At 67.9% G+C, this 18,574-nt stretch carries 14 protein-coding genes; 4 read left to right on the forward strand and 10 right to left on the reverse strand.

Annotated elements, in window-relative coordinates; all coding sequences use genetic code 11:
* The first annotated feature begins 38 nt into the window (after positions 1–38).
* The 3 genes from V9K91_RS00750 (at position 39) to V9K91_RS00760 (ending at position 2,817) form a co-directional block, all read left to right on the forward strand.
* A complete protein-coding gene (locus V9K91_RS00750) occupies positions 39–746 on the forward strand; it encodes a fumarylacetoacetate hydrolase family protein (RefSeq protein ID WP_336442535.1) in 708 nt (235 codons plus the stop codon).
* 58 nt (positions 747–804) lie between these two features.
* Positions 805–1,209, forward strand: a complete 405-nt coding sequence (gene mscL, locus V9K91_RS00755) for a large-conductance mechanosensitive channel protein MscL (RefSeq protein WP_336442536.1) — start codon at positions 805–807, stop codon at positions 1,207–1,209.
* Between the two features lie 186 nt (positions 1,210–1,395).
* Positions 1,396–2,817 carry a M28 family peptidase gene (locus tag V9K91_RS00760; protein WP_068853836.1) on the forward strand — a complete coding sequence of 474 codons (1,422 nt, stop codon included), beginning with the start codon at positions 1,396–1,398 and terminating at the stop codon, positions 2,815–2,817.
* A 48-nt stretch (positions 2,818–2,865) separates the two neighbouring features.
* Here the strand turns inward: V9K91_RS00760 and V9K91_RS00765 are convergent, their stop codons facing one another.
* The 10 genes from V9K91_RS00765 to V9K91_RS00810 all read right to left on the reverse strand — a co-directional run bounded on the left by V9K91_RS00765 (position 2,866) and on the right by V9K91_RS00810 (position 17,379).
* The gene (locus V9K91_RS00765; RefSeq protein WP_249833017.1) at positions 2,866–4,305 is read right to left on the reverse strand and encodes an alanine/glycine:cation symporter family protein; all 1,440 of its coding nucleotides are present in this window, start codon (positions 4,303–4,305) and stop codon (positions 2,866–2,868) included.
* Positions 4,305–5,297, reverse strand: coding sequence for a hypothetical protein (locus V9K91_RS00770; RefSeq protein WP_249833018.1), 993 nt, complete (start codon positions 5,295–5,297; stop codon positions 4,305–4,307). Before V9K91_RS00770 ends, V9K91_RS00765 begins: the two co-directional genes overlap by 1 nt.
* A 556-nt stretch (positions 5,298–5,853) precedes the next feature.
* Entirely contained in the window at positions 5,854–6,687 is an 834-nt protein-coding gene (locus V9K91_RS00775) for a TrmH family RNA methyltransferase (RefSeq protein WP_307107932.1), read from the reverse strand.
* Positions 6,680–8,197, reverse strand: coding sequence for an alanine/glycine:cation symporter family protein (locus V9K91_RS00780; protein WP_068853840.1), 1,518 nt, complete (start codon positions 8,195–8,197; stop codon positions 6,680–6,682). Before V9K91_RS00780 ends, V9K91_RS00775 begins: the two co-directional genes overlap by 8 nt.
* 96 nt (positions 8,198–8,293) lie before the next feature.
* On the reverse strand, positions 8,294–8,827 hold the full coding sequence (locus V9K91_RS00785) for a GNAT family protein (protein ID WP_210130953.1): 534 nt from the start codon (positions 8,825–8,827) through the stop codon (positions 8,294–8,296).
* A complete protein-coding gene (locus tag V9K91_RS00790; protein ID WP_249833019.1) occupies positions 8,820–11,945 on the reverse strand; it encodes an efflux RND transporter permease subunit in 3,126 nt (1,041 codons plus the stop codon). Before V9K91_RS00790 ends, V9K91_RS00785 begins: the two co-directional genes overlap by 8 nt.
* A complete protein-coding gene (locus V9K91_RS00795) occupies positions 11,942–13,120 on the reverse strand; it encodes an efflux RND transporter periplasmic adaptor subunit (RefSeq protein ID WP_336442537.1) in 1,179 nt (392 codons plus the stop codon). Before V9K91_RS00795 ends, V9K91_RS00790 begins: the two co-directional genes overlap by 4 nt.
* A gap of 411 nt (positions 13,121–13,531) precedes the next feature.
* Positions 13,532–15,592, reverse strand: a complete 2,061-nt coding sequence (locus V9K91_RS00800; RefSeq protein WP_210130955.1) for a TonB-dependent copper receptor — start codon at positions 15,590–15,592, stop codon at positions 13,532–13,534.
* A 74-nt stretch (positions 15,593–15,666) separates the two neighbouring features.
* Positions 15,667–16,071 carry a DUF2946 domain-containing protein gene (locus V9K91_RS00805; RefSeq protein WP_095363668.1) on the reverse strand — a complete coding sequence of 135 codons (405 nt, stop codon included), beginning with the start codon at positions 16,069–16,071 and terminating at the stop codon, positions 15,667–15,669.
* 324 nt (positions 16,072–16,395) lie between these two features.
* The gene (locus V9K91_RS00810; protein ID WP_068853844.1) at positions 16,396–17,379 is read right to left on the reverse strand and encodes a LysR family transcriptional regulator; all 984 of its coding nucleotides are present in this window, start codon (positions 17,377–17,379) and stop codon (positions 16,396–16,398) included.
* A 170-nt stretch (positions 17,380–17,549) separates the two neighbouring features.
* On the opposite strand from V9K91_RS00810, the gene cysK reads away from it, so the two are divergent.
* On the forward strand, positions 17,550–18,509 hold the full coding sequence (gene cysK / locus V9K91_RS00815) for a cysteine synthase A (RefSeq protein WP_095363615.1): 960 nt from the start codon (positions 17,550–17,552) through the stop codon (positions 18,507–18,509).
* The last annotated feature ends 65 nt before the right edge of the window (positions 18,510–18,574 follow it).

Raw genomic sequence — 18,574 nt, forward strand, 5'->3', positions numbered from 1 at the left:
GAATACACTCGTGCGACCCCTTCCCACAGGACGCGCGCATGTCTGATGTAATCCCGGCCCCCGAACAACCCCGCATTCCGGTCGCCGGTGGCGGTACGTTTCCGGTGCGCCGCATCTACTGTGTCGGCCGCAATTTCGCCGACCACGCCAAGGAAATGGGCGCGGCCGTGCCCGCCGCCGATGACCGCGGCCGGCCGATGTTCTTCAGCAAGCCGGCCGATGCGATCGTGGTTGGCCATGACGATGTGATCCCCTACCCGCCCTCCACCCAGGACCTGCACCACGAAGTGGAGCTGGTAGTGGCGATCGGTCGTGACGCGCCTGCCGGCGAGCTGCCGCTCGACGAGGCCGAGGCGCTGGTGTTCGGCTACGGCGTAGGCCTGGACCTGACCCGCCGCGACCTGCAGGCGGCGGCCAAGGCCAAGGGCCACCCGTGGGATTCGGCCAAGGGTTTCGATCATTCCGCGCCGGTCAGCGAACTGGTGCCGGCCGGTGAAGTGGGCGATCTTGCCGCGCTCAACCTGTCGCTGGAAATCAATGGCGAAGTGCGCCAGCAGTCACTGCTGGACCAGATGATCTGGAACGTGCCGGAGATCCTGCACGAGCTGTCCAAGCTGTGGGCACTGCGTGCGGGCGACCTGGTGTTCATGGGTACGCCGGCCGGCGTGGCCGCACTGAAGCCGGGCGATCGTTTCAGCGCGCGCCTGGAAAACGTGGCCGAACGCCACGGCGTCATCGCCGGATGACGACACGCGCCGCGTTACGCTGCGGCGACCTTTGCTATCCCCGCTACAGGAGAACCCGATGGGAATGCTGACTGAGTTCAAGGAATTTGCCATGCGTGGCAACGTCATCGACCTGGCGGTCGGTGTGGTCATCGGTGCTGCGTTCGGCAAGATCGTCACCGCGCTGGTGGACAAGATCATCATGCCGCCGCTGGGCTGGCTGATCGGCCGGGTGGATTTCTCGGAGTTGGCGTGGACCCTGGCGCCGGCACGCGTGGCCGCAGATGGCACGGAGATCCCCGCCGTGGTGATCGGCTACGGCGATTTCCTCAACACGCTGGTGCAGTTCATCATCGTGGCGTTCGCGATCTTCATGGTGATCAAGGTGATCAACCGCCTGGCGCGCAAGAAGGAAGCGGCACCGGCTGCGCCGAAAGAAGAGATCCTGCTGCTGCGGGAGATCCGGGACAACCTGAAGCGGTAAAAGGCGTACCGACCAACGGTCGGCACCTGCCGCTCCACGCGCGCTGGTAGGCGACGACCGTTGGTCGTCGCCCTGCCCCACCGGTGGAAAACAGCATCCGCCCAACCATGACCTCCCGCCCATGTGCGGCGCGGGCAGGCTGCTAAGCTCGGGGGCTTCCGCCCTGTTCCCCCCGGAGTCCGTCCCATGCGTCGCCGCGTCCTTGCCATCGCATCTTCCCTCGCCCTGCTGGCCGCCCCGGCGTTCGCGGCGACGGGCACCACCACCCTGCCGCCGAAATCGCTGGCTACCGCTGCTGAACTGCGCGAGCAGGCCCTGAAGGACGACACCGGCTGGAAGGTGGTCGAATCGCTGACGACCGAGATCGGCCCGCGCATTGCCGGCAGCGAGGCCGACGCCCGCGCGGTGGCCTGGGCCGAAGCCAAGTTCAAGGCACTGGGCTTTGACAAGGTGTGGAAAGAGCCGGTGACCTTCCCCAAGTGGGAACGCCGCAGTGAACACGCGCAGGTGGTGGGCAAGCATGCACAGCCGCTGAGCATCACCGCGCTGGGCGGCAGCCCGGGCGGTACGGTCGAGGCCGAGGTGGTGCGCTTCGCTGACCTGGCCGCGCTGCAGGCCGCGCCGGAAGGCTCGCTCAAGGGCAAGATCGCCTTCGTGGATTACCAGATGACCGCCTACCGCGATGGCCGCGACTACGGCAAGGGCGGCGCGGTGCGCAGCAAAGGCCCGTCCGAGGCGATCCGCAAGGGTGCGGTGGGCTTTGTGATGCGTTCGGCCGGTACCGATTCGCACCGCGTGCCGCATACCGGCATCACCCGCTTCGACGACGGCCTGACCCCGGTGCCGTCGGCGGCGCTGTCGGTGCCCGATGCCAACCAGCTGGCGCGGCTGGTCGCGCTGGGACCGACGAAGCTCAAGCTCAGCCTGGATTGCGGCTGGGATGGCACCGCCACCTCGTACAACGTGATCGGTGAGATCACCGGGCGCAGCCTGCCCAAGGAAGTGGTGGTCATTGGTGGCCACCTCGATTCCTGGGACCTGGGCACCGGCGCGATCGACGATGGCGCCGGCGTAGCGCTGACCATGGCCGCCGGCCACCTGATCGGCCAGCTCAAGCAGGCGCCCAAGCGCAGCATCCGCGTGGTCGCTTTCGCCAACGAGGAACAGGGTCTGTACGGCGGCAAGGCCTACGCCGAAGCGCATGCCAAAGACATCGTGCTGCACCAGCTGGCCGCCGAGAGCGACTTCGGTGCCGGCCGCATCTATGCGTTCAACACCGGTTCGCCGAACCCGGAAGGCTCGCGCGAGGCGACCGCCCAGATTGCCGACGTGCTCAAGCCGCTGGGCATCGAATACGCCCCGGACAAGGGTGGCCCGGGCCCCGATATCGGCCCGCTTGCCGCCAAGGGCGGCGCATGGGCGTGGCTGGCGCAGGACGGAACCGACTACTTCAACCTGCACCACACCGCCGACGACACGCTCGACAAGATCGAACCGGCGGCGCTGGCGCAGAACGTGGCGGCGTACACGGTGTTCGCCTACCTGGCGGCCGAAGCCGATGGCAATTTCGGCAGTGAAGCCAAGGCGACCACCCCGCCGAACGAATAAGCGATGCTGTGGAAACCGGCGGTGTCTGCCGCCGGTTTCCGTTTCGGGTTACCGCAACCACACCGTGCTGGCCGGCAGCGTGATGTTGTCGGGGCGGTACACCGGGTCCCTTCCGGCACCGCGTGAGGCTTCGTAATCGCGCAGTGCGGCCAAGGCCGGTTTCTGCAGCAGCAGCAGCGCGATGATGTTGAGCCAGGTCATCAGGCCCACGCCGATATCGCCCAGCGACCACGCGACCGTGGCGCTGTTCAACGCCGAATACAGCATGGCGCCCAGGAAGCCCAGCCGGAACAACGCCATCACCCACGGCGAGGTGCGGTTGCGCAGCAGGTACACCACGTTGGTTTCGGCCGTGTAGTACAGCGCCAGGATGGTGGTGAAGGCGAACGGCAGGATCGCCAGGGCGATGAACGAACGCCCGAAGCCCGGCAACGCCGATTCCACCGCCTGCTGCACGAACCGCGGCCCCGCTTCCAGCCCCGGTACGTTGGCCACGATCCACTGCGCCGGTGCGGCCGGGTCATGCACGTTGTAGGTGCCGGCCGACAGGATCAGGAAGGCGGTGGCGCTGCACACCACCATGGTGTCGATGTACACCGAACAGGCCTGTACCAGCCCCTGCTTCACCGGGTGCGAGACTTCCGCTGCGGCAGCGGGATGCGCACCGCTGCCCATGCCGGCTTCGTTGGACATCACGCCACGGCGCACGCCCCACTGGATGGCCGTGCCGATCATGGCGCCGAACGCGGCGTCCTGGCCGAATGCACTGCGCAGGATGATGCTGAACATCTCCGGCACCGCATCCAGGTTCAGGGCCATCACCACGGCCGCCACCACCAGATAGCCCAGCGCCATGAACGGCACGATGACCTGGGCCACCTGTGCGATGCGCCGCACGCCGCCGAAGATCACCATCGCGACCACCGTGCCGATGCCGGCCGCGGTAACCCAGCCCGGCGCGCCCCATGCCTCGTCCAGCGCGCTGACCATCGCGTTGGACTGCGTACCGGGCAGCAGCAGCCCGCAGCCGATCACCGTGCTGAGCGCGAACAGCACCGCGTACCAGCGCTTGCCCAGGCCCTTTTCGATGTAGTACGCCGGGCCACCCCGGTACATGCCGTTGCTGTCGCGCTGCTTGTAGATCTGCGCCAGGGTGGATTCGACGAAGGCGCTGGAGGCACCGAGGAAGGCGACGATCCACATCCAGAAAATCGCACCCGGCCCGCCGTAGGCAATGGCCATCGCCACGCCGGCGATGTTGCCCACGCCAACGCGGCTGGACAGCGACAGGCTCAATGCCTGGAACGAGGACACACCCGCCGCCGAACTGCGCCCCTGGAACATCAGCTTGAGCATCTCCGGCAGCCCGCGCAGCTGGATGAAGCGGGTGCGCACGCTGAAGTACAGGCCCACCAGCAGGCACAGCCCGACCAGCGCCGGACTCCAGACGATGCCCAGCAGGCGGGCGACGATCTCATCGAGGCCCATCAGAAGAACATGCCCAAGGCGACCTGCGGGTTGATGTAGCTGCCGGTATTGCGGCCCGCGACCGTGAACTCCACGCCGGCAATCAGCCCGACGCTGGGACTGAAGTGGTACTGCACTGCCGGTGCGAGGGTGACGTTGCGGCTGCCGGGGCGACGTTCATCGATGCGCAGCATGGTGCCGTCGGCAGCGGGCGCGTAGCCGCTCAGGTGACGGTCGCTCTGCCGGCTGATGGCGAATTCGAATACGCCCACCCACTTCGAGTCGAAGCTGTACTCACCGGCCGCGGAAAGGCCGATCAGCGAACCCGGCGCGATGTTGCCGCGGAAGCCATCCGGGGTGCCGTACACGCTGTGGTCGTTGATCGCCACGCGCGCCGGTGCCGGGCTGGCGCTGAGCTGGCCACGCCAGCGCAGCGGGCGACCGTTGGGCAGCCAAACCACCTGCTGCATGCCCAGCCCGAAGGTGGTGCGCTGCACGCCGTCGCCCTGGGCATTGAGCGGGTTGCCATCGATGCGGTCATAGCTGCCGGTGGCGTAGCGCTGGCTCAGCGATACCGAAATGGCCGGGCGGGTGCCGTCTTCGTTCGGCGCCTGCAGCAGGTACTGCACCATGGCGGTGGTATCGCCGGCGCGGAAGCCGCGGCTGCGCTCGCTGCCGGTCTCGGCGCGCGAGGCGCTGAGGTTGACCTGCGCGGTCACGCGCTGACCCAGGCCGTAGGCGATCGGCACCACGGTCAGCCAGGCGGCGCTGCGGCCGTCGCTGTCATGCCGGCGGCCGTCGCCATCGAAGTAGCGGTCGCTGTCGATGCGGACCAGGTACGGCTCGATGAAGAGATTGCCTTTGGGCATGCCGGCCGGATTGGGGGTGATCAGCGGCCCCATGAAATTGACGCCGTCCAGCGAGTGCTCGGCAGCCTGGGCGGCAGCGGGCAGCAGGCCGGCGATCAGGGCGAAGGAAATCGGGCGCAGGGAACGCAGCGCATCGAATGTCATGGAATGCCTCCTTGGTGACAGAGTGATGCGGCAGGCCAATCCGCCGCACCGGCAATCTGCACAGGAAGTCATCTCGGAAAAATCGGTAAATCACGCGAATCTTGCGTTCTGTGCGCGGGCGCACGCACGAAAATGCCTATCACGCCAACGGCGTTTTTCAGCGGATGCCCAGCAGGAAACGCGCTTCCGGATTTCCATCACGCGCGGCCCGAAGCGTCACTGCGCGTACACGTCGCAAGACCCCTTGCGCGGGCCCGGAATGTCGCACTCCGCCCCCGCGCACCGCGAAAACGCATAAAAAAAGCCCGGCCAAGCGGCCGGGCTACCGGGATTCGTCACACCCCACGCGGTGAGCGCCACGGAACAGACCGTGATCCGGACAACGGCGCCGCACTGGGTGGGTGTCTCTCCTCACCTACACAGTACGGCGCCGCGTTGCACTGTGACGCAGCAAGAACGCAGCGCACCATGCGAAAAATCCGAATCCACCGTAGGCACGACTCCTTTGGAGAAGTCGATCACATCACGCAGGGCAGCGCGCAAGCGTTACCCGAAGTTACCGCTGTGCATACCAGTGCGACAGCAACACGGCGGTGGCCGATGCCACGTTGAGGCTTTCCACCGCACCACTGCCGGGAATGGATACCTGCAGGTCGCAGGTCTGTGCCAACGCACGGTCCATGCCCTCGCCTTCGGCGCCCATCACATACACCAGCCGCGCCGGCAAGGTGGCCTTGAACAGGTCCGCGCCGCCTTCCACCAGCGTGGCGGCGAGGCCGAAGCCGCCGGTACGCAGTGCTTCCATTGCCTGCGGCACTGCCGGCAGGCGCACCAGCGGCACCGCTTCGGCGCCGCCTTCAGCAACACGCGCCGCCGCACCGGACAATGCCAGCGTGGAATCGGGCGGCAGCAGCAGCCCGGACACGCCGAAGTGCGCCGCCGAACGCAGGATGGCGCCGAAGTTGTGCGGGTTGCCCACGCCATCCAGCCACAGCGCCAGCGCCGGCTTGTCGGCCGGCAGGCCGGCCAGCCACTCGCCCAGTTCCAGCATCGGGGCGCGCAGCACGTCCGCCACCACGCCTTCGTGGTGGGTGGTGGCGGCGAGCTTGTTGAGGTCACCCTCTTCCACCACGCGATAGCCGACGCGGTTGGCCACGCACCACTTCAGCAGCGGCTGCAGCCGCGGGATCAGCGCCTCGGCCAGGTACAGCTTGCGCAGCGCCTGCGGGCGGCGCTCGAACAGCGCCTGCACGGCATTCCAGCCGTACAGGCGCAGCTCGTCGTTGCCGCGCCCCGGCGGTGGCGGGGTGCCGCCTTCGCGCGGCGGCAGCGGGGTGGCCCGCGGCGGTCGCGAGGACGGGCGACGGGCGTTTTTCCAGGGATCATTCACTACGGGACTGCTCCAGCTTGCGGTGACGCCAGAAATCGGCGTTCTTGATGCCCAGGGCATCGGGGTCGAAGGTCGGATCCAGGCCGAGCTTCTTCTGGCGCTCGTAATCGCGCAGGGCGATCAGGGCCGGCTTCTGCACGATCAGGATCGCGACGATGTTCAACCACGCCATCAGGCCCACGCCGATGTCGCCCAGCGCCCACGCCATCTTGGCGTTGTGGAAGGCGCCGAACACCACCATGCCGATGATGCCCAGGCGCAGCGCCAGCACGGTGAGCGGGCGCTTGCGGTTGTGGTTGAGGTAGCTGAGGTTGGTTTCGGCCATGTAGTAATAGGCCATGATGGTGGTGAAGGCGAAGAAGAAAATCGCGATGGCCACGAAGCCCGAGCCCCAGCCCGGCAGCACGGTTTCCACCGCGGCCTGTGCGTAGCCCGCGCCTTCGGCCACACCGGCCAGGCCGGCGAACACCGGCTCGGCGCCCGGCGTGGGCGAGTACACGTTGTAGGTGCCGGCCGCCAGGATCAGGAAGGCGGTGGCGGTGCACACCATCATGGTGTCGAAGTAGATGGCGAACGCCTGCACGTAGCCCTGCTTGGCCGGGTGCGAGACCTCCGAGGCCGCGGCCGCGTGCGGGCCGGTACCTTGGCCGGCTTCGTTGGCGTAGATGCCGCGCTTGACGCCCCACTCCACCGCCAGGCCCATCATCGCGCCGAACGCGGCGTGGGCGCCGAAGGCGCTGCTGAACACGGTACGGAACATGTCCGGCACGCGCTCATAGTTGAGGATCATGATGACGATGGCCATCAGGATGAAGCCGGCGGCCATGAACGGCACCACCACTTCGGCGAAGTTGGCGATGCGCTTGACGCCGCCGAAGATCACCACGCCCAGCAGCAGGGCGACCACGATGCCGATGCCGAGCTTGAACGCCTGCACCGATTCCATGCCCATGAACTGGCCATCCAGCGGTCCGCACAGGGCGCCGCCACGGCAGGAGTTGATGATGCTGTCGGCGATCGCATTGGCCTGCACGCCCGGCATCAGGAAACCGGCAGCAACGATCGTGGCCATGGCGAAGGCCATCGCGTACCACTTCAGGCCCATGGCCTTTTCGATGTAGTACGCCGGGCCACCCCGGTAGCGGCCGTCGGCATCCTTGGTCTTGTAGATCTGCGCCAGGGTGCACTCGACATACGAGGTGGACGCTCCGAGGAAGCCCATCACCCACATCCAGAAGATCGCACCGGGGCCGCCGAAGGCGATGGCGGTGGCCACGCCGGCGATGTTGCCGATGCCCATGCGGCCGGCCATGGACATGGCCAGGGCCTGGAACGAGGACACGCCGGCGTCGGACTTTTCGCCCTGCACGGTGAGCCGGCACATTTCGAAGAAGCCACGCAGCTGCATGAAGCGGGTGCGCACGCTGAAGAACAGGCCGGCCGCCAGGCACAGGAAGATCAGTGCCTTGCTCCAGATGATGCCATTGATGAATTCAACTACTGCTTCCACGCGCTCTCTCCAGTCGGCGGAAAATGAAGGACGTCCCGTCGGCTGGAAGGGACCGGTCGATTCTCCATCATCGAGCGCCAGCCCGATAGGGCCGATTTACGGGGTGCGGACCCTGGCAAACCGCCGCAGGTCGTGCAGCTGGCCGCGCTTGAACACGGCGCAGCGGGCCGTTCCTTCTTCCTGGAACCCGTTGCCGAGCAGCACGCGGGCCGATCCTTCGTTGAAATCCAGCACTTCGGCCTGCAGCCTGAACAGGCGCAGCTCGTCCATCACCCAGGGGGCGAACAGGCCCACCACGCGGGTCATCCAGCCCTGCCCCCAGTATGCGCGACCCAGCCAGTAGCCCAGCTCGGCGGTGTGCCCACGTTCGGCCACCCCCGGTTGGGCGCCGATGCTGCCGCAGGCGGCGCCGTCGATCTCGATGGCCAAGTTGAGCGTCTCCGGGGCCAGGATCCGGCCGCCGAGGAAGGCCTCGCCGTCTTCCCGGGTGTACGGGAACGGGAAGCGGTCGCGCAGCCCGCGCGAGACCGCCTCGTCGTTGGCATGCCGCAGCAGCGCCTCCAGATCGTCGCTGCGCCAGGGGCGCAGCACGAATCCGTCGCCCTCCAGCCGCAGCGGGCGGTCAGGCATGGCCACCGACCGACGGGGTGTCGGCTTCCTGCTTTTCCAGCTCGCGGGCCACGGCTTCCGGCGAGCGCGTGTACGGGGCCAGCAGCGAATAGAACGCCGGGACCACGAACAACGACAGGAAGGTAGAGACGGTGACGCCGAAGATCACGACGATGCCGATCGTTCCGCGGCTGGCCGAACCCGGGCCGCCGGCGACCACCAGCGGGATGGCACCGACCACGGTGGCGATGGAGGTCATCAGGATCGGACGCAGGCGCACCATGGCCGATTCGACGATGGCGCGGTGCACGTCACGCCCTTCGTCGCGCAGCTGGTTGGCGAATTCGACGATCAGGATGCCGTTCTTCGCGGCAAGGCCGACCAGCATCACGATGCCGATCTGGCTGAACAGGTTGATGGTGCCCCCGCTCACATACAGGCCCAGCAGCGCGCCGAGCACGCCCAGCGGCACGGTGAGCATGATCACCAGCGGGTGGATGAAGCTTTCGAACTGCGCGGCCAGCACCAGGTACACCACCAGCAGCGCCATGGCGAAGGTGAGCAGCACCGCGCTGCCAGCGTTCTGGTATTCGCGCGATTCGCCCTTCCAGTCGATCTGCGCGTGCTGCGGCAGTTCTTCGCGTGCGGTCTGCTGGGCCCAGGCGATGGCCTCGCCGAGCGGGTAGCCCGGGGCCAGGCCGGCGGTGATGGTGATCGCGCGCAGGCGGTTGAAGCGGTTGAGGTTGCCTGCTTCGGCCACTTCGCTGAGCGTGACCAGGTTGGACAGCGGCACCAGTTCGCCATTGGTGGCGCGCACGCGGATAGCGGCCAGGTCGTCGGGCGAGGCGCGGCCTTCGCGGCCGGCCTGGACCAGCACGTCGTACTCTTCACCGTTGTCGACGAAGGTGGTGACGCGGCGCGAGCCCATCATGGTTTCCAGCGCCGACCCAATGGCGGTGACCGAGACGCCCAGGTCGGCCGCGCGCTGGCGGTCGATGTTCACGCGCATCTGCGGGCGGGTTTCCTTGTAATCCGAATCCGGGCCGACCAGGCCGGGGTTGTCGGCCATGCGCTCGAGCATGCGGTCGCGCCACTGCGCGATTTCAGCGTATTCGGGGCCCCCAAGCACGATCTGGAACGGCTGGCCCTGGCTGCGGACCAGGCCGCCGCCGACCTGGGTGCGCACGCGCACGCCGCGGATGCCGTCGAGGTCCTTCTGCAGTTCGGCGGCCACGTCGGGGGTGGCGGTGGAACGTTCGCGCCACGGCTGCAGGAACACGCTGATGCGGCCGGTGTGCATTTCCTCGCTGGCCCCGAAGCCGCCGGGCACGCGCGGGTTGGCGCGCACGATCGGCTTGTCTGCGCCGACGTACCCGGCCACGACCTTCTCCACTTCCTGCACCTGGCCCACGGTGTAGTCGTAGCCGGCGCCCTCGGGGCCGTCGATCATGATCTGGAACGAACCACGGTCTTCGGCCGGGGCGAGTTCGGACGGCAGCACCTTCAACAGCAGCGCGCTGGCGGCGAGCGACAGCAGCATCACCACGCCGTAGATCCAGATCTTGCCGACGTGGGCATCCAGCACGCGCCCGTAGGATGCCGAGACGCGGTCGAGGTTGCGGTTGATGAAACCGTGCAGGCCCTTGGGCGGCTGGCCGGTGTGCGGCTTGAGCAGCTTGGAGGCCATCATCGGGGTCAGGGTCAGCGACACGAACGCCGACAGCGCCACGGCTGCGGCCAGGGCCACGGCCAGTTCGCGGAACAGGCGGCCGGTGTTGCCTTCGAGGAAACCGACCGGCAGGAACACGGCAACCAGCACGGCCGTGGTGGCGATGACCGCGAAGGCCACCTGCGCGGTACCACGCTTGGACGCCACCAGCGGCGGCTCGCCCAGGTCGATGCGGCGCTGCACGTTTTCGACCACGACGATGGCATCGTCCACCACCAGGCCGATACACAGCACCAGTGCGAGCAGGGTGAGCAGGTTGATCGAGAAGCCGAACGCATACAGGGCGATGAAGGCGGCCACCAGGCACACCGGCACGGTCACCGCAGGAATCAACGCGGCGCGGAAACTGCCGAGGAACAGCCAGATCACCGCCAGCACCAGCAGCATGGCTTCGACCAGCGTGGCGTAGACGCGGTCGACGGCGGCTTCGATGAAGGTGGTGTTGTCGAAGGCCACGAAGATGTGGGTGCCTTCCGGCAGGGTCTGGCCGACCCGCTCGGCTTCGGCGCGGGCAGTGCGGGCGACATCCAGCGAGTTGGCGGTGGAGGTCTTGACGATGCCCAGGCCGATGCCGGGCTCGCCATTGCTGCGGTAGTAGGCGCGGCGTTCGGACGAAGCCAGTTCGATCTTGGCCACGTCGCCCATGCGCACCACGTAGCCATCAGCGCCCTTGCCGAGCGGGATTGTGGCGAAGTCTTCGGGCTTTACGTAGTTGCGCTCCACGCGCAGGGTGAAGTCGCGGTCGGCCGATTCGATGCGGCCGGCGGGCAGTTCGACGTTCTCGTTGCGCAGCGCGGTTTCCACATCGCCCACGGTCAGGCCACGCGCGGCGAGCTGGTCGCGGTCGAGCCAGATGCGCATGGCATAGCGCTGGCGGCCGCCGATGCGGACCTGGGCCACGCCATCCAGGCTGGAGAAGCGGTCGACCACGTAGCGGTCGGCGTAGTCGCTCAGCTCCAGCGTGTTCATGCTGGAAGAGGTCATGTTGAACCAGATGATCGGGTCGGCGTCGCTCTCGACCTTGGCGATTTCCGGCGGGCGCGCCTCTTCGGGCATGCGGTCGGCGACGCGGCTGACGGCGTCGCGCACGTCGTTGGCGGCCGCTTCGATATCGCGGTTGGAGGTGAATTCGATGCTGACCTGGGCGCGGCCGTTGGAGCTGCGCGCGTTGATGGTGTCGATGCCTTCGATGCCGGCCAGGGCGTCTTCCAGCACCTGGGTGATGCGGCTTTCGATGACGGCCGCCGAGGCACCGGTGTAATCGACGGAGACCGAGACGATCGGCGGGTCGATCGCGGGCAGCTCGCGCAGGGTCAGGCGGGTGAACGACATGATGCCCAGCACGACCAGCAGCAGGCTCATCACCACGGCAAACACCGGCCGCTGGATGGAGATGTTGGAGAGTTTCATCCGGCGCTGCCCGCGGGCGCTGCAGCGGCGGTCGCGCCGGTCGGGGCGCGGGTGGTGCCGGCCGGGGCCGGATCGGTGGCCTTCTCTGCGGCCGGGCTGGCGGCCGGGGTGGCGGGCGCAGGGGCCGGCGCGGCGGCCGGCGCGGCGGTGTCGTTGACCTTCAGGCCGGGACGCAGCTTGCCGGTGCCGTCGACGACGATGCGGTCGCCTGCCTTAAGCCCTTCACGGATTTCAACGACGCCGGAGCGGCGCGCGCCGCTGACCACGTCGACGCGCTCGACCACGTGGTCGGGTTTGACGCGGAACACGAACGAATCGCGGCCGACCTGGACCACGGCGATTTCGGGAATGACCAACGCCTGGCGTTCGGGACGGAACATGCGCACGTCGAGCAGCATGCCCGGGCGCAGGGCGTGGTCTGCGTTGATGAAGTCGGCGCGCACGGTGACGGCGCGGGTGCCGGGATCGACGCGGGTATCGATGGTGGCGACGTCGCCTTCGAAAGTGCGGCCCGGGTAGGCCACGCTGGTGGCGCTGACTTTGTCGCCCTTGGCCAGCGAGGCCAGTTCGGCTTCGGGCACCTGGAAATCGACGTGCATGCGTTCGATGTCGTCGAGGGTGGCGATCACGGTGGTGGGGGTGACCAGCGACCCTTCGCTGACCTGGCGGATGCCGAGCACGCCGGCAAACGGGGCACGCACGCGGCGGTCGCCGATGTCGGACTGCATTTCGCGCACGCGGGCTTCGGCGGCGTCGCGGATGGCGCGCTGGGTGTCGAGGGTGGCACTGGCGACGAGCTGCTGGGCCGCCAGTTCACGCTGGCGCTTGTACAGCTGGTCGGCTTCGGCAAAGGTGGCCTGGGCCTGCAGCAGGGCGGCTTCCTGGGCCTGGCCGCGCAGGGTCACCAAGGGGGTGCCGGCGGAGACCTGCTGGCCGCTGTCGAAGTGCACGGTGTCGATGATTTCGCTGACCTTGGCGGTGATGGTCACCGATTCGCGGGCCTTGGCGGTGCCCAGTGCCTGCAGGGTGTCGCTCCAGGCGGAGGTCTGCACGACCTGGGTGGTCACCGGCACGACTTCGGCCTGCCGGCGGGCGGCTTGGTCCTTGCTGCCACACCCGGCCAGGATGGCCAGGCCGAGGCCGGCAATGATGCGTGCGGTGATGCGTCCCGACATGAAGTACAGCCCTTGATGTTCCACGACCGGCAAGTGTAGCCACCGCCCGCGTCAGGCATATGTGCCAAGCGTTTACCGGCACCTTCACATCACCCGGTGACACGCGCAACCCCTTTCGTGCTGGGGCCTGCGGGGCGTGTAACGGCGTGTGTCAGCGCATGTCGGATTGCGTCGCGCCCGGAGCTTGGTTGATCGCGAAGAGCCGGCGTTTCAATTCATCCGCGCCGAGGCGGGCGGGTACCCCCATCCGGGACACGCCGTGAACCCATCCATGGGGGCTTGGCAAAAACATCCATGTTTTTGACAGTCCCGGATGGGGGTACCCGCCCACCTCCCGACGGTTTCATGCATGCGGCCGTTGAAGTGCACACCATCGTGCGGAAGCGCCGACCAACGCGCTTGATCGTTGCCTCAGTACCGGTAGTTCACCTTCATCCAGACCGTGCGGCCGGGTTCGTTGATGCGCACCGGATCGGCGGGGAAGCCGAAATCGGCGCTGCCGGCGAGGTTGAGGTGCTCGCTGTAGGCGCGATCGAACAGGTTGTCCACGCCTGCGCTGAGCTGCAGGGCGTCGCTGATCCGGTAGCCGGCGTTGAGCGCGAGCGTGGCGAAGCCTGCGCTTGGGCCCAGGTCACGCGCGACCACGTTGCCCTGCCCCGGCGCGACGCGGTTCTGGCGGGTCACTGCGCGAGCCAGTGCACCTGCACTCCAGCGCGCGCCTTCCCAGCCTGCGCTCAGGCGTGCTTCCAGCGGCGGCATCTGCGGCAGTGCGCCGCCATCGGTGCGGTTTTCGCCCCATGCATAGGCGAGCGTGCCGCCGAGTTTCCAGCCCTGCCCGAGCGCGACCTCAGCGCCCGCTTCGGCACCGGCAATACGCGCATTGATGTTGGTGGCCTGCGTGGTGCTGCCCATCATGCCGCCGTCGCGGTAGGTGAACAGGATGTAGTCCTGGAGGCGCCCGGCATACGCCGAGACCCATGCGTTGACCCGCTCATCCCGGTACTGCAGGCCGATGTCGAGCTGGGTGGTTTTCTCCGGCTGCACCGCGCTGAAAGCGTTGATGCTGCCGGCCCGCCCCATGTCAGGCGAGAACAGCTCCCAGTAATCGGGCATGCGTTCGCTGTGGCCGATACCGGCGTAGGTGGTCAGCGCGCTGCTGATGTCCCGTTCGAAACGCAGGAAGCCGCTGCCCAGGTCTTCGCGGCGGCGCTGCCCGGCGGTCGGGTTCGGCATCGCCATCATGCCGGTGGTGGCGCGCTCGTCGGTGACTTCCGCGCGATCGATGCGCAGCCCGCTGACCCAACGTTGCGCGGTGCCTTCGCCCAGGGTGATCTCGGTGAACACGCCCTGGTTTTTCTGGCGTGCGTCGGTCGACCATGGCGTGAGCTTGTAGGTGTTGCGGCCCATGCCGTTGCGGCTGCGGTGGCGGCTGTCGAGCGCGTCCACGCCGGCGACGATGGCGATGTCCTGCCAGCGCCATTCGGAGGCGATGCGACCGCCGGTGGTTCGGCGATCGACATTCGAGGCCATGGGCATCGGCATGCTGCTGGCCGGGTTCGGCTCGCGCAGGGTGTAGTTGTCCATTACGTGGTCGGCGTCGTTGTAGTAGACGTTGGCCTGCAGTTTGTCCCACGCACCGGGCAGGTTGTCGCGCTCGAAGCGGGCGGCGTAGCTGGTGCGCTTGAACGCGGCGCCATCCATGCCACGCCCGGCATAACGCGCGATGGCATCGCCGGTGCCGGCGGAGAGCTCCAGCACCGTGTCGGCATCCGGGGTCCAGCCGACGGCGACATCGCTGTTCCACTTGCGCCACTTGGACGGCACCACTTCGCCATTGCCGTCCTTGTAGTCATCGGCTTCGGAGCGGTTGCCGTTGACGCGCACGTAGCCCTGCGAGGCACCGGCGGTGAGGTCCAGCACCTGGTCGTTGCGGTTGCGCGAGCCGACCAGCGCGCTGGCGTCCAGGTTGATGCCCGGGGCGTCGAAACGCGGGGTATCGCGTTCGAATCGCACTGTGCCCGCTGAAGCGCCGGCGCCCCAGCGCACGCTCTGCGGGCCTTTGATGATGGTCAGCCGGTCGAAGGTTTCCGGGGCGATGTAGGACAGCGGGTTGTCCATGCGCGAGGGGCAGGCACCGATCAGGTTGCCTTCGTTGCTGACGATGTTCAGGCGCGAACCGAACATGCCGCGCAGCACCGGGTCGCCATTGGTGCCGCCGTTGCGGATGGCGGCGAAGCCGGGCACGGTCTTGAGGTAATCGGCACCGTCGCTGGCCGGCACCGGCTGGCGCGGCAGTCGCGGGTCGGTGACCCAGTGCAGCGGCGACGAGGGCGCACTGGCGGTGACCACCAGGGTGTCGAGGGTGCGCGCGTCGTCGCGCTCGGCGGCCTGCAGCGGCAGCGCGGCCAGGGCAAGCGACAGGGAAACAGACAGGCGCGTCATTGCGCCCGCGCTGCGGGAGGAAAGCTTCATGCTGGAACTCCGGAAAACGCACAGGCGCGCGGCGCCATCACGGCGTCGCGCAGCAGGAAAATGAAAGGGCGGTCTCAGGCGTGAAGCGGGGGGCCACGCGCGGCGTGGGCAGGCCAGCGCAGGCTGCGCGGCGCGGCGACGGTGCGCAGCACCGGTGGCGCGATGACTGGCAGCGCCGGCAGCAGGACGATCAGCACTGCCAGCCACGGCATCAGGCGCGAGGCCATCATGCAGTATTCGCAGGCCTCGCCATGGCCGGCATGCGGGTCGATGGGGGCAGCGGGTTCAGTGTCGGCCACTGCGGCGGCATGCCCTGACATGTCGTGCATGGACATGTGGTGCATCGCCATGTCATGCGCCGGCATCGCCTGCAGGTTCATTTCATGCGGCGGCATCACGTGCGCCATGCCACCGGGCATCAGCATCACCGACGGGCCCTGCGCCTGCTGCCAGCGGCTGACCAGTGGCGCCAACGCCATCAACAGCGTCGCCAGAAAGGCGAGCTGCAACAGGGCGGCAAACGGGCGGCGACGGCGGTTCACCCTGCCATGGTAGCGCCCTCGGTCCGCGTGGGCCCCGGCCTTCCGTGCGACCAACCGTCGCAGAGGGCCGGCCAACGGCCGGCGCTACCGAGGGTTTGCGGCGCCGTTGGTTGATCGATCCCGATCCTTTTGGGCCCGTATGAATTCGTAGCCCCGGCCGTTGGCCGGACACCGCGCGCAGCGCGGCCCAAGCACCCGTAGCCGACACAACGGCGGCGGCCACCTTCCCACCGGCGTTCAACCCAACCGAAACCGAAGCCCCTAGACCGTGATGGTCTGCGTCAGCGATTCCCACGTCGGCGGCAGCGGCCAGTCTGCTTCCTGGTTGCCGTCGATGACCCGGCGCAGGTCACGGGTGTCGATCTGCGGGGCCAGCACGTGCACCAGTTCCAGCGCGTAATCGCGCAGCACGCGGTCGCGCGGCAGCACCGCCCAGGCGATGCATTCGTCGATCGGCGCCGGCGCCGGCCACGAGCGCAGGTCTTCATCGCCGGCATTGACCGCCATTTCGGCCAGCAGGCCCACGCCCAGGCCGGTGCGCACGTAGGTCTTGATCAGGTCCGCATCCAGCGCGGTCAGCGCGATGTCCGGGGTCAGCCCGGAGGCAGCGAAGGCGCGCTGCAGCGAGGAGCTGCCTCGGGTGGAGGATTCGTAGCTGATCAGCGGCTGGGTCGACAGCGCCTGCAGGTCCGGGGCGGCACCGGGGCGGTCGAGCGGATGGCCGCGCGGTACCAGCACCAGCCGGCGCCAGCGGTACAGCGGAATGGCGATGCCGGCGGTGGGTTCGGCACCGGCGGTGCTGATGATGGCGATATCCGCATCGCCCTGGCTGAGCAGGTCCAGCGCATCGCTTTCGGCGGCCTGCTGCAGGTGCACGCTCACCTGGGGGTAGGCCTGCTTGATGCGCGCCACCGCCGGCGGCAGCACGAAGCGGGCCTGGGTGTGGGTGGTGGTCAGGATCAGCTGGCCTTGGCTCTCGCGGCGCTGGTTGGCGGCGTAGGTGCGGATGTTGTTGGCTTCGGACAGCACCGCGCGGGCGCGGCCGATCACTTCCACGCCGGCGGGGGTCACCGCTTCCAGGCTGCGGCCCTTGCGCACGAACAGCAGGAAGCCCAGTTCATCTTCCAGCTGCTTGAGCTGCTTGGACAGCCCGGGCTGGGTGGCATGCACCCGGGAGGCCGCCAGCGTGATGTTGAGCTCGGCGTCGGCGATGGCGACCAGGTAACGGAGTTGGGTCAGCGTCATGGGCGTGCGCGCAGCAGGAAGGAAGGGGGTCAAGCCGACTGTAAGGCAGTTGCCGTCACCAGCTTATAACCAAATGTTGTTTATGAAGGTAATCAGGTCATTTCGCGCGCTCATATGCCGGCGCTACGGTCTGGCGGAACCCGTCATCCCTCTATCCGTGGAGCTTTCCCATGGCCCTGTACAACTCGATCCTGGACACCATCGGCAATACCCCGGTGGTGCGCCTGAACCGCATTGCCCCCGACCACGTCACCCTGTACGCGAAGGTGGAATCGTTCAATCCCGGCGGCTCGGTGAAAGACCGCCTGGCGCTTGCGATCATCCTGGACGCCGAAGCCCGCGGGGTGCTCAAGCCCGGCGACACCATCGTGGAGGCCACCTCCGGCAACACCGGCGTGGCGCTGGCCATGGTGGCCGCCGCGCGCGGCTACAAGTTCGTGGCCACGATGGTGGAGACCTTCTCGATCGAGCGCCGCAAGCTGATGCGCGCCTATGGCGCCAAGGTGATCCTGACCCCGGCCGCCGAACGCGGTTCGGGGATGGTCAAGCGCGCCCGCGAGCTGGCCGAGGAACACGGTTGGTTCCTGGCCAGCCAGTTCACCAACCCGGCCAACCCGGCCTACCACCGCAACACCACGGCGGCCGAGATCCTGCGCGATTTCGCCGGCAAGCGGCTGGACTACTTCGTGACCGGCTGGGGCACCGGCGGCACCCTGACCGGGGTGGGCGAGGTGCTCAAGGTGGCCCGCCCGGAAACGCGCATCATCGCCACCGAACCGGAAGGCGCGGCGCTGCTGGGCGGCGCGGAGTGGAAGCCGCACAAGATCCAGGGCTGGACCCCGGACTTCGTGCCGGACGTGCTCAACCGCGAGGTCTTCGATGAGCTGCTGAAGATCGACGACACCCGGGCGATCGAGACCTCGCGCCGGCTGGCCGCCGAAGAAGGCATCTTCGTCGGCATCTCGGCCGGTGCCACGGTAGCCAGCGCGCTGGATGTGGCGGCCAAGGCGGCGCCCGGCAGCGTGCTGCTGGCGATGCTGCCCGATACCGGCGAGCGGTACTTCTCCACGCCGCTGTTTGCCGACATCAACGAAGGCTCCGACGACGAGTGGCTGGCCGGCACCCCCTGAACCGACTGCCTTGGCTGAACGTGACGCCCACCGCTGCGGTGGGCGTTTTCGTTTCCAACGCGACC

It is taken from the genome of Stenotrophomonas sp. CCNWLW57, assembly GCF_037203925.1.
Taxonomy (GTDB): Bacteria; Pseudomonadota; Gammaproteobacteria; order Xanthomonadales; family Xanthomonadaceae; genus Stenotrophomonas; species Stenotrophomonas rhizophila_A.